The 10,806-nt window shown below is 68.1% G+C and carries 10 protein-coding genes; 3 read left to right on the top strand and 7 right to left on the bottom strand.

Annotated elements, in window-relative coordinates:
* Positions 1–74 precede the first annotated feature (74 nt).
* The 7 genes from ACM6LU_RS06805 to ACM6LU_RS06775 all read right to left on the bottom strand — a co-directional run bounded on the left by ACM6LU_RS06805 (position 75) and on the right by ACM6LU_RS06775 (position 8,250).
* On the bottom strand, positions 75–1,898 hold the full coding sequence (locus tag ACM6LU_RS06805) for a phosphoenolpyruvate carboxykinase (GTP) (RefSeq protein ID WP_414936678.1): 1,824 nt from the start codon (positions 1,896–1,898) through the stop codon (positions 75–77).
* Positions 1,899–2,293: 395 nt separating this feature from the next.
* Entirely contained in the window at positions 2,294–3,013 is a 720-nt protein-coding gene (locus tag ACM6LU_RS06800) for a DUF6802 family protein (protein ID WP_414936677.1), read from the bottom strand.
* Between the two features lie 91 nt (positions 3,014–3,104).
* Positions 3,105–4,940, bottom strand: coding sequence for a dynamin family protein (locus tag ACM6LU_RS06795; protein WP_414936676.1), 1,836 nt, complete (start codon positions 4,938–4,940; stop codon positions 3,105–3,107).
* Positions 4,937–5,440, bottom strand: coding sequence for a nucleotide exchange factor GrpE (grpE, locus tag ACM6LU_RS06790; RefSeq protein ID WP_414936675.1), 504 nt, complete (start codon positions 5,438–5,440; stop codon positions 4,937–4,939). The genes ACM6LU_RS06795 and grpE overlap by 4 nt, the downstream gene beginning before the upstream one ends.
* A gap of 9 nt (positions 5,441–5,449) precedes the next feature.
* On the bottom strand, positions 5,450–6,130 hold the full coding sequence (locus ACM6LU_RS06785) for a TetR/AcrR family transcriptional regulator (protein WP_414936674.1): 681 nt from the start codon (positions 6,128–6,130) through the stop codon (positions 5,450–5,452).
* Positions 6,127–6,606 carry a hypothetical protein gene (locus ACM6LU_RS06780; RefSeq protein ID WP_414936673.1) on the bottom strand — a complete coding sequence of 160 codons (480 nt, stop codon included), beginning with the start codon at positions 6,604–6,606 and terminating at the stop codon, positions 6,127–6,129. Before ACM6LU_RS06780 ends, ACM6LU_RS06785 begins: the two co-directional genes overlap by 4 nt.
* A 117-nt stretch (positions 6,607–6,723) precedes the next feature.
* Positions 6,724–8,250, bottom strand: a complete 1,527-nt coding sequence (locus tag ACM6LU_RS06775) for a dynamin family protein (RefSeq protein WP_414937109.1) — start codon at positions 8,248–8,250, stop codon at positions 6,724–6,726.
* Positions 8,251–8,458: 208 nt separating this feature from the next.
* Between ACM6LU_RS06775 and ACM6LU_RS06770 the strand changes: the two genes are divergently transcribed.
* From ACM6LU_RS06770 to ACM6LU_RS06760, 3 genes are all read left to right on the top strand, one after another.
* Entirely contained in the window at positions 8,459–9,652 is a 1,194-nt protein-coding gene (locus ACM6LU_RS06770; RefSeq protein WP_414937108.1) for a sensor histidine kinase, read from the top strand.
* A complete protein-coding gene (locus ACM6LU_RS06765; RefSeq protein ID WP_414936672.1) occupies positions 9,649–10,305 on the top strand; it encodes a response regulator in 657 nt (218 codons plus the stop codon). Before ACM6LU_RS06770 ends, ACM6LU_RS06765 begins: the two co-directional genes overlap by 4 nt.
* An 84-nt stretch (positions 10,306–10,389) precedes the next feature.
* Positions 10,390–10,803, top strand: a complete 414-nt coding sequence (locus ACM6LU_RS06760) for a VOC family protein (protein WP_414936671.1) — start codon at positions 10,390–10,392, stop codon at positions 10,801–10,803.
* The last annotated feature ends 3 nt before the right edge of the window (positions 10,804–10,806 follow it).

Raw genomic sequence — 10,806 nt, 5'->3', positions numbered from 1 at the left:
ACCCAAGAGCGACAGAAGAAGGCCTCATCCTCAGGAATGACCATGAGGATGAGGCCTTCGACCCGTTCAGGTGATCAGCCGAGACGCTGCTTCAGCGCGTCCAGTTCGTCACGCAGCGAAGACGGGACCTTGTCGCCGATCTTGTCGAACCACTCCTGGATCAGGGGCAGTTCCTGGCGCCACTCGTCGGCCGAGACGTCCAGCGCGGCCTGGATGTCGGCCAGCGGCTCCTTGAGGCCGTCGGTGTCGAGGTCCTCGGCGTTCGGCACGAAGCCGACCGGGGTCTCGTTCGCGTTGCCCTTGCCCTCGACGCGGTCGATGACCCACTTCAGGATCCGCGAGTTCTCGCCGAATCCCGGCCACAGGAAGCGGCCGTCGTCGCCACGGCGGAACCAGTTGACGTAGAAGATCTTCGGCAGCTTGTCGGCGTCGGCGTTCTTGCCGAGGTCCAGCCAGTGCTTGAAGTAGTCACCGGCGTGGTAGCCGAGGAACGGCAGCATGGCCATCGGGTCGCGGCGCACGTTGCCGACCGCGCCGGCGGCGGCCGCGGTGGTCTCCGAAGACATGGTGGCGCCCATGAATACGCCGTGCTGCCAGTCGCGGGCCTCGTTCACCAGCGGGACCGTGGTCTTGCGACGGCCGCCGAACAGGATCGCCGAGATCGGCACGCCCTTCGGGTCGTCCCACTCTGGCGCGAGGATCGGGCACTGCGACATCGGCGTGCAGTAGCGCGAGTTCGGGTGCGCGGCCTTCTCTTCCGACTCCGGCGTCCAGTCCTGCTTCTTCCAGGAGGTGGCGTGCTCGGGCTTCTCGCCCATGCCCTCCCACCAGATGTCGCCGTCGTCGGTGAGCGCGACGTTCGTGTAGACCGTGTTGCCCTTTTCGATGGTGCGCATCGCGTTGGGGTTGGTGTGCCAGTCGGTGCCCGGCGCGACGCCGAAGAAGCCGAACTCGGGGTTCACCGCGTACAGGCGGCCGTCCTCGCCGAACCGCATCCACGCGATGTCGTCGCCGAGGGTCTCGGCACGCCAGCCGGGGATGGTCGGCTGCAGCATGGCGAGGTTGGTCTTGCCGCAGGCGCTCGGGAACGCCGCCGCGACGTAGTGGACCTTGTTCTCCGGCGAGATCAGCTTGAGGATCAGCATGTGCTCGGCCAGCCAGCCCTCGTCACGGGCGATGACCGAGCCGATGCGCAGCGAGTAGCACTTCTTGCCGAGCAGCGAGTTGCCGCCGTAGCCGGAGCCGTAGCTCCAGATCTCCCGGCTCTCGGGGAAGTGCGAGATGTACTTGGTGGTGTTGCACGGCCAGGAAACGTCCTTCTGGCCCGGCTCCAGCGGGGCGCCCACGGAGTGCAGTGCCGGGACGAACTCGCGCTCGGTGCCGTCCTCGGTGACGAACTTGTCCAGCGCGGCCTTGCCGGCGCGGGTCATCACGCGCATGGAGGCGACGACGTAGGCGAAGTCGGTGATCTCGACGCCGAGCTTGGGGTCCTCGGCTCCGAGGGGACCCATGCAGAAGGGGATCACGTACATCGTGCGACCGCGCATGCACCCGCGGTACAGCTCGGTCATCGTGGCCTTCATCTCGGCCGGGTCCATCCAGTTGTTGGTGGGACCGGCGTCGGCTTCGTCGGCCGAACAGATGAAGGTGCGCTCTTCGACGCGGGCGACGTCATTCGGGTCGGAGGCGGCCCAGTACGAATCGGGTTTCGCGTCGAGCTGCACGAACGTGCCGGCGGAGACCAGCTCGGCGTTGATCCGAGCGGCCTCTTCGTCGGACCCGTCGACCCACACCACGCGGTCCGGAGTGGTCAGTTCGGCGACCTCCCGGACCCAGGACAGCACGCCGCTGTGCGTCGTCGGCGCATTTTCCAGTCCGGGGATGGCGACTGCGGTCATCTCTACTCCTGACTTCCGACGGCAGAAGCCCACATCGGGAACGACGCTGTTCCGATGCGGGCTCCAGTGCCGGCGACCGAATGGCTTCGCACACCGGCGGGAAGACCGGTGTGCGGGTTTTGGGATTCCCCGAGAGTAGCCGGATGACCGGCGGGTAACCGAGAGCTGACCTGTCGGTTCTCTCACAAGAACGATAAGGGAATCGATTCAGTATCACCGGAATGGGCCATACGCAGAAATTCTTCCGGTGATCGACGGCACAACGAACAGGCGAACCGGACAGGAGAAACCCGGTACGAGGTCTCGTACCGGGCCGTTTTGTGACCAGAATTACATCGATTCGCCTGAAAGAATGGACTGGACCACTCTTCTCTTGGTTTAGTCCATTCTGGGCTTTAGTTGGGACTGATCCACTGGCCGGTGGCGGAATCGATCTTCGCCACTCCTTCGAGTTTCTCGGTGCCCGCGCCGCCCCAGGCCGCGTCGCCCGCGGGGTCGCCTTCAGTGGCCACCGGAGTGCTCACGAAGGCCGAGCCGATGTCCTCGTTGACCACGCCGCTGCCGGATTCGGTCCACTGCCCGGGGCCGGTGTGCTCGTAGGTCTTCGAGTTTCCCGAAGCGTCCGTCTCGACCGCGATGTCCGCGTTGCCGTCGCCGTCCTTGTCGGTGAAGGCGATCGTGCGGCCATCCTCGGTCTGGACGACGACGGTGTCCGGGGTCCCGTCACCATTGGTGTCGATCGTCGGCGGGCCGACCTCGACGTCGCCGCTGGGCATGTCGGCGCGCATGCTGCCGCTGGTGCCCGCGTCGCTGCCGCTGTCGTCGTTGTCGCCCGCTTCGACCCAGGCTCCGGAAGCTTCGTCGTAGACGGCCTCCTGCACGACCTTGCCGTTCTCGTCGAGCACCGCGTACTGGTCGGCGTCGCCGTCGCCGTCGGTGTCGACGAACGCCTGGCCGGTGCCGTCGTCGTGCTGGATGACGGCGGCGTCGTTCACGCCGTCCTTGTCGAGGTCGTAGTTGAGCTCGGCCTGGTACTCCTCGCCGTCAACGTGGACCGTGACCGCCTCCGTGGAGCCCGTCTCGGTGTCCGTGCCGCCGCTCTCGTCGACCCACATGGGATAACCCCCTCGTTGACCTGCTGGTGTGTCGAAGCTTATGACTCACCGTAGGCCCGTTCGGTTCCGGTCCACAACAGGACCACCCTGGTCAGGCGTCGCGCAGTGACCGGATGCGACCGAGAAGTGCCTCCGCGCGGTCGCGGCCGTCGGAGACGTCCTTCAGGCGCTTCGCGACGACCGAGATCTTCTTCGCCCGTTCCTGCGCGCCCATCTTGATCGTCTTGTCGACTTCCTTCAGCTCCGCCTCGATCGCCTCGATGCGGCGGCCGAGGGCTTCGTCGAGCGCCATCGACAGCTGCTGTTCGGCCTCGATCAGCTGCTCCGCGACGAGCTGGTCCAACGTGGACCGTGCGTCGGCGATCGCCTCGACCAGCCACTGCTTCAGATGCTGCTTGTCCGACGCGTGCTTGCGCGTCCGCGCCATCCACCAGCCGGCGCCGAGGCCGATGATGATCGTGGCGGGCAGGATCACCGGGTTCAGGATCGCGACACCCGCCAGTGGCAGCGCGGCGACCTTCCCGGCGCCGAGCCCACCGGAAACGCCCATGAAGATGAGCAGTTTGTCTTCGGCCGACGGCGGCTTCTTGTCCGGCGGGCGCAGCACGACCGGCGGACCGCCCGCCCTGGCGAACTGGCCACGGATGATGTCGAGCTCTTCGGCCGAGAACAGCTCCGAAAGCGAGACGTTGGTGACCTGGTTGAGCCGCTGGGAGAGCAGCATCGAGATCCGCTGCGACGTCGTCTGCAGCGCGATGTCGACCTGCTGGGGCAGCGCGGCGAGGTCGTCCCGCTTCGCGCCGTCGATCCGCTGCCGGAAATGAGTCGACGCGTCGCGCATCTGCCTGCTGGTCTCGTGCCCGAGCTCGACGCGGGTCCGCTGGATCTCCGCGCGCAGTTTCAGCTGCCAGCCCCGCGTCGAAGACCGGCGTTCGGTGCTCAGGTCGTCGCGGCGCTGGCGCAGTTGTTCCGCCTCGGCCTCACCGGCGGACAGCGCGCGGCTTTCCGCCCGTAGCTTCGCCTTGAGTTCCCCGAGCGCGCTCGAAAGCGCGCGCAGGGTGTTGGCCTCGCCCAGCATCGCGGAGCGGCCGACCAGCATCTCCTGCAACGCGCCCTGTAGCGCGGCGATACCGGCCTTCTCACGCAGCATCATGGCCATCTGCTCGTTCGGCGCCTTGGCCGCCGTCTCGAACATGCGCGCGGACACCGGGTGGAACACCGCGTCGGCGAACCGGGGAGCGTACTCGGCGAGCAACCGCCGATCGGCTTCGAGGACCTCGCGCCAGCCTCGGAACTGGTCGGTTTTCGTCAGCGCGAACAACACGGTCTCGACGCGCTCACCCATGTCCTGCAGGAAGTGCAGTTCCTGCGCGGTGAACGGCGAGGAGGCGTCCACGACGAACAGCAGCGCGGTGGCACCCGCGGCCGCCTCCTTCGCCAATTCGCCGTGCATCGAGTCGAGTCCGCCGACGCCCGGAGTGTCCACAATGGACACGCGGTCGAGCAGCGGGACCGGACCGGAGACCTCGACGTAACGCGGCGGGATCTGGCCCTCCGGCAGTTCGTGCGCGGCCGAGACCCAGTGGATCAGGTCGTTCAGGTTGATCGGCACCGAAGCCGGCTGCCCCGGGTAGCAGGCCTGAGCGGACCACTGCTCGGCGTGCTCGAAGACGAGGTACGTCGCCGTGGCGACGTCAGCGTCCACAGGGGACAGTCCCGGCATGGAGAGGAGTGCGTTCACGAGCGAGCTCTTGCCGCGGTTGGTCTCGCCGACCACCACGACCGACGGTTTCTTCGGCCGCGTCTTCCGGATGTCCTCGACCCATTTCGCGGCCTGAGGATCGGCTTCGCGGACGACGGTGAGCAGCTGTTCGCGCGTGCTCTTCACGATCGCCGGCAGGTTGGCCGCCGCGCTCGGAGCGGTCACTGGGCCTTCTTCGCGTAGACGATGACGATCGGCGCGCGCAGGACCCGGTCGTGATCGGCGAAGCCGACGACCTCGGTTTCCGCGACGAGCCCTTCGAGTGCCGGGTCTTCGGTCGCGACCGCACCGCCCGCCTCGTGTATCGCGGGGTCGAACCGCTCGCCGTCCGGGCGCAGGGCACGGACGCCGATACCGGCGAGACCGTGTTCGAGCCGCTCGACGACGCCGCCGCTGCGGGCGCGGTCAAGGGCGTACAGGCAGAGCTGGATCAGCGCCTGCCGGTCGGCGAGAGCCTGTTCGAGGTCGGCCGGACCCGTGGTCGTGGACTCCACATCGGTTTTCGACGCGGCTTCGACGGCCTCGGTTCCCTCGGACGGAGAAGTCTCGCCGTCGACTTCGGCGATGATCGCCGCGATGTTCACCGCCGGGATCTGACCGGTCGGCACCTCGTCCGGATTCACCTCTTCGACGGCCTTCTTACGCAGCCAGGCTCCCACCCGCATCGACCCCCGTTACTGGTGTCCCGGGCTTCCCGATCGGCCCGGAGAGATTTCACCAGTGTCGGATACTTCCCCGCCGTCCGGGGGCCGAATCGGCAGAACGGGGCGGAGGAATCTGACGAGGATCACCTTCATCACCGCGAGTTCCGCGGCCGGGTCGAGGTCCGGTTCCAGAATCGCGCGGGACAGCGGCGCGTCCATCAACGCGACGAGCCAGCTTGCCGCCGCCTTCGGTTCGATACCGGGATCGATCCGGCCCGCCTCCATCGCCCTCGTCACGAGGCCGACGAGCCCGTCGCGCAGGACGCGGTCGTTGCCCTGGACCAGCTCGGCCAGCTCGGCGTCGCGGGTGCATTGCGCGGCGACCTCGAGGACGAGCTTGGCCGCGAAAGGTTGCAGGAACTGTTCGGACAGGTACATGAGGATATGGAGGATGGCCTCCCACGGGTCCTCGATCTCCCCGGCCGCCGCGAGCAGGGCCGCGGTCTCGTCGCCGTCCTGCTCGAAGATGCCGGCGAACACCGCGCGCTTGTTCGGAAAGTAATGGAACAGGCTGCCGGTGCTGATCCCCGCCGCGCGGCAGATCTCCGCCGTCGTGGTCTTCTCGAAGCCCTTCTCGGCGAAGCACATCGTGGCGGCGTCGAGGATCGCGCGGCGTTTCGCCTCGTGTTTGGCCGGGTCGACCGTCCTCATTTCACCGCCGGCGGCTCGGCGTGCCAGGGGTAGCCGTGCTCGGTGAAGGCCTTGGCGACGGCTTCGCGGTCGACGTCGCCCTTCTCCCGCGCCAGCTCCCGGCCGTCGTCGGCGAGGAGGACGAGTTCCTTGCCGTCGAGGAAGACGGCCTGAAGCCGTGCTTCGTAGGCGCGGCTGCGGCCCTTCGAGGTCAGCGTGATGCGTGTCGGCGTCACCTTGACGATCAGCCGCTCGTACGCCCAGACCGCGGCGAACAACAGTCCGAGGGCCAGGCCCGCACCGATCACGGCGACCGTGCCCCATGGCCGGGGGATGTCCGAGACGAGCTGGAAGGGGCCTTTGAACGGGGCCCAGCTCAGAGAGAGCACCCAGCTTGAAATCGACTGGAGGAACCAGCCGACCGCGGCGCCCGCCAGCGGGCAGCCGAGCCAGGAGGCCGTGCGCAGCCACTGGGGCTCGTCGACGATCGTTTCCATGGGGTCCATTATTAGACCGAGCGCTCGGTTTATCAATCCGGGGGGGTCGCGTTTCGTCCTCTAGTTGCGGTAGTTCGGTGTCGAACTACCGCAACTAGAGGACGAATTGCGGGAGGGTCAGGCGCGGATCTGCTGCCAGATGAGGAAGTACGCCCGGTGCACGACGTGCGCGACGCGGCTCTGGGCGGGCGTCGCACCGAAGGAGGCGAACGAGCGCCACCAGCCGGCGCGTTCCAGCGCGTGCGCGGCGAGATCGGTCCGGGGAGCGCCCGGTTTGCCGAGCTGGGCGCCGATGTCGGCGTTGCTCCCGACCCGCAGGACCTCCTCGGACAGGTCCTCGGGCATGTCCACCGCGCCGGACGCGACCAGCGTGAGCGCTTCGAGCAGCCGGAGTTGGTGTGCTTCGGGTTTGGCGAGCAGGACCTCGATCGCGTCGTGGACGCGCTGCCGTTCGGCCTGGTCGCCCGACGCGTGGGCCAGCGCGGTGACCGAAGCCAGCGCGGCGGCCGCTTTGATGCCGTCGGCGCGGGCGGCGAAGACGATGCTCAGCCGCTGGCGGACCGCTTCGAGCCCGGAGGCGTCGAGCAACTTCCGCCGCAGCGAACCCGCGGTGATCTCCGGCTCCGCGCGGATCGTCTCGACGGCGTACCGGACGCCGAAGAGATCCAGTTTCTCCAGCAGCCGCAGCCTGGTCCCGGCCGCGACGTCGCAGTCCCAGCTGGTGAAGATGTCCGCCGAGATCAGCATGGTCTCGAGGATGTCGTCGTCCGTGTCGGCCAGCTGACGCAGCGCCTCGGCGTCGCCGGAGGTGAACCCGCCGGACTCCGCCGACTCCGCGATCAGCCCGATCACCGGCAGCACGTCCGCGACGCGGGGCTTCAGCGTCGACGCTTGTTTTTCCGACAACAGCGTCGCGGCCTTCCACACGTCACCGCCCGAGCCTTCGACCGACTCCGGCGCGATGGTGTCGGCCTTGTTGAGCACCGCGATCGCGTTGACCGGACCGGCCTCGCGGCTCGCGGTCGCGGCGGTGAACGCGGCCAGCGCCTGCTGGTCGTCTGCGCGTACGCCCTGCGTGACCACGTAGAGCACGGCCTCGGCACCCGCGACGGCGTTGCGCGAGGTGTCGTCCAGCTCGTCGGAGCCCTCTTCATTCTCTTCTTCGCCGTCTTGGGGCTTGCGATGCTTCGCCGCGCCCAGCAGCTGCTCGGTCCGCGACACCGACGCGGCGTCGAGCGACCCGAGACCCGGGGTGTCGATGACGGTCATACCCTGCAGGACCGCGTTGGTGAGGTATGCCTCGATATGCGAGACCTTGTCGATGTCGATGCCCAGCTCGGCCGGGATCATCCCGTCGGCGGCGAAGGGCAGCACCTGTTTGCGGCCGTCGTTGAAGACGATCTCGACACGGTCGACCGTGCCGTACTGGAACCGGGTCACCAGCCGGGTGCACTCACCGACGTCGGTCGGCGCGACCCGGCGCCCGATCAGGGCGTTGACCAGCGTGGACTTACCCGACTTGATACGGCCGGCGACGGCGACCTGGAGCGGACCACCCAGTCTGCGCAGCACCTCGGCGAATCCGGCGGCGGTCCGCGCGGACACCTGCGGTTGCAGGCGGTGGCAGAGATTCGCCACCGACATCGACAGCGGGCCGGCCAGACGCCCCTGCTCCGTCCCTGACGTCACGACACCCGCCCTCCCAGTCGCCGAGCTTGCCGACTCGAATCGTGCCATGCCGCTCATCCTCGGGTCGCACCGAAGGTGGTACCGGCGACCGACGCGCGAACGGCCGAGGCCGACATAGTGTTACCAGGTGCGACGGTTAAGCCTCTGGATGCGTGCCCACCCCATGGCCGGGGACAGTTTCATCGCCGTCGTCCTGCTGCTGACCGACCTGTTGTTCTACGTGGCCGCGGCCGAGACGCCGGAAGTCCCGATGCCGCCCTGGTACGTGGTCGTGCCGCTGGACATCGCGATGGTCCTGCCGCTGGTCTTCCGGCGGAAGGCGACGTTGTGGTCGGCGTACTTGTCACTACTGATCGGCATCCCGCACAGCGCGCTCGAACTGGGTGCGGCGAGCGGGCTGGCGGTGATGATCAGCATCTACTCGGTGCTGGTCTACGTCGGGCGCAAGCAGGGGCTGCTGTACCTGCTGGCGACCCTCGTCACGTCAGGGATCCAGCTGTGGGTCGACCCGCCGGAGGACCTGTGGGTGCTGGCGATCATCGGGGTCTTCGCCACCGCGCTGTGCTGGACGCTCGGCGAGTTCGCCGGCGCGAGGCGCGCCTATCACGAGGAGGTGGAAGCCAGGTTGCACCTACTTGAGACGGAACGGGACCAGGCGGCCAGGATCGCCGTCGGTGAAGAACGCGGACGGATCGCCCGTGAGCTGCACGACGTCGTCGCGCATGCGGTGAGTGTGATGGTCGTGCAGGCCGATGGCGCGTCCTACGCGGTCGACGGGAATCCCGAGATGGCGAAACGGGCCCTGCAGACGATTTCGGAGACTGGCCGCGGCGCGCTCGCCGAGCTGCGGCGGCTGCTGGACGTGCTCCGCAGCGACGACGACGACGAGCCGCGCGTACCGCAGCCGGACGCCAGCGCGCTGACCGACCTCGCGGACCGGATCCGGCAGGCAGGCGTACCGGTGACGCTGGCGATCAGCGCGGACGCCCTGGCCGGACTGCCCGCCGGTGTCTCGCTCGGGGTGTACCGGATCGTCCAGGAGTCCTTGACGAACACGCTGAAACACGCCGGGCACGGCGCGCAGGCGGAGGTGCTGGTGCGCCGGGAGAAGGACGTGATCGACGTCCGGGTCACCGACGACGGCGCCGGCCGCGCGAAACAGCTGGTGCCCGCTGCCACGAAGACGGCGTCACACGCCACACCGGCCGGGCCGCGAAAACTCGCGGTCCCCGGTGGGAACGGTTTGATCGGCATGAGGGAACGGGCGAACGTCTTCGGCGGCACGCTGGAGGTCGGGCCCGCTCCCGGTGGAGGGTGGCGAGTGCACGCGAGGCTCCCGGTTAGGTTGGCGACATGATCCGGGTGGTGGTCGTCGACGACCAGGAATTGATGCGTGTCGGGTTCCGGATGGTGCTGGGCGCGCAGGCGGACATCGACGTCGTCGGCGAGGCGGGTGACGGTGCCCAGGCCATCCGCCTCGCGGAGGAACTGCGGCCGGACGTCGTGCTGATGGACGTCCGGATGCCGGTGCTGGACGGGGTCGAGGCGACGAAACGGATCGTCGAGGCCGGTACGGCGCGGGTGCTCGTCATGACGACGTTCGACCTCGACGAGTACGTCTACTCGGCGCTGCAGGGCGGGGCGAGCGGGTTCCTGCTGAAGGACACGCAGCCGGATCACCTGGTGTCGGCGCTGCGGGCGGTCGCTTCGGGTGACGCCGTGGTCTCGCCGTCGGTGACCCGGCGGCTGCTCGACCGGTTCGTCGGCGGTGGCGGGAAGCCGATACGGGACGCGGCCGAACTCGACGTCCTCACCGAGCGGGAGCGGGAGGTGCTCGTCCTGATCGCGAAAGGCCTCTCGAACCTGGAGATCGCCGAGACCCTGTTCCTGTCCGAGGCGACGGTGAAAACGCACGTCGGACGGATCCTGTCCAAGCTGGACCTGCGCGACCGGGTGCAGGCGGTGGTGCTCGCCTACGAGACCGGGCTGGCCCGGCCAGGGGTCGCCTGAGCGAATCGGGCCGGAAAGTGGTCATTCGGTGAGCACTTTGCGGTGGATCCTTGTCTCCAGAGCCACTTACCGGAGGAGACGGAAATGCTGCGAGGACTCACCACCACCACGTTCTACGCCGACGACATGACCGCGGCGATCGAGTGGTACTCCGACCTCTTCGGGGTCGAGCCGTACTTCGTCCGCAACGGTCCCGACGAGAAGCCCGCTTACGTCGAGTTCCGGATCGGCGACTACCAGCACGAGTTCGGCCTGGTCCGGGGCGACTACCGGCCGGCGACGGCCCAGCCGGGTCCTGGCGGAGCGATCGCGAACTGGGCCGTCGACAACGTCGAGGACGCCTTCGCGACACTGCTCGAGAAGGGCGCGAAAGAGTACGAGCCGATCATCGAGCGCGGGCCGGGCTTCGTCACCGGGGCGGTCGTCGACCCGTTCGGCAACGTCCTCGGCGTCATGTTCAACCAGCACTACCTGGACGTGCTGGCCGGGAAGAAGTAGTTC

The organism is Amycolatopsis sp. cmx-11-51, assembly GCF_047608665.1.
Lineage (GTDB): Bacteria > Actinomycetota > Actinomycetes > Mycobacteriales > Pseudonocardiaceae > Amycolatopsis.
Note: the sequence above shows the minus strand (reverse complement) of the source record. Positions and strands in the feature narration are given on the sequence as shown.

What these genes read in the sequence shown, in the direction of transcription:
- ACM6LU_RS06805 (WP_414936678.1), bottom strand. Translation starts at nt 1,898, where the DNA reads ATGACCGCAGTCGCCATCCCCGGACTGGAAAATGCGCCGACGACGCAC.
- ACM6LU_RS06800 (WP_414936677.1), bottom strand. Translation starts at nt 3,013, where the DNA reads ATGTGGGTCGACGAGAGCGGCGGCACGGACACCGAGACGGGCTCCACG.
- grpE (WP_414936675.1), bottom strand. Translation starts at nt 5,440, where the DNA reads ATGCGGGTGGGAGCCTGGCTGCGTAAGAAGGCCGTCGAAGAGGTGAAT.
- ACM6LU_RS06785 (WP_414936674.1), bottom strand. Translation starts at nt 6,130, where the DNA reads ATGAGGACGGTCGACCCGGCCAAACACGAGGCGAAACGCCGCGCGATC.
- ACM6LU_RS06780 (WP_414936673.1), bottom strand. Translation starts at nt 6,606, where the DNA reads ATGGAAACGATCGTCGACGAGCCCCAGTGGCTGCGCACGGCCTCCTGG.
- ACM6LU_RS06775 (WP_414937109.1), bottom strand. Translation starts at nt 8,250, where the DNA reads ATGTCGGTGGCGAATCTCTGCCACCGCCTGCAACCGCAGGTGTCCGCG.
- ACM6LU_RS06770 (WP_414937108.1), top strand. Translation starts at nt 8,459, where the DNA reads ATGGCCGGGGACAGTTTCATCGCCGTCGTCCTGCTGCTGACCGACCTG.
- ACM6LU_RS06765 (WP_414936672.1), top strand. Translation starts at nt 9,649, where the DNA reads ATGATCCGGGTGGTGGTCGTCGACGACCAGGAATTGATGCGTGTCGGG.
- ACM6LU_RS06760 (WP_414936671.1), top strand. Translation starts at nt 10,390, where the DNA reads ATGCTGCGAGGACTCACCACCACCACGTTCTACGCCGACGACATGACC.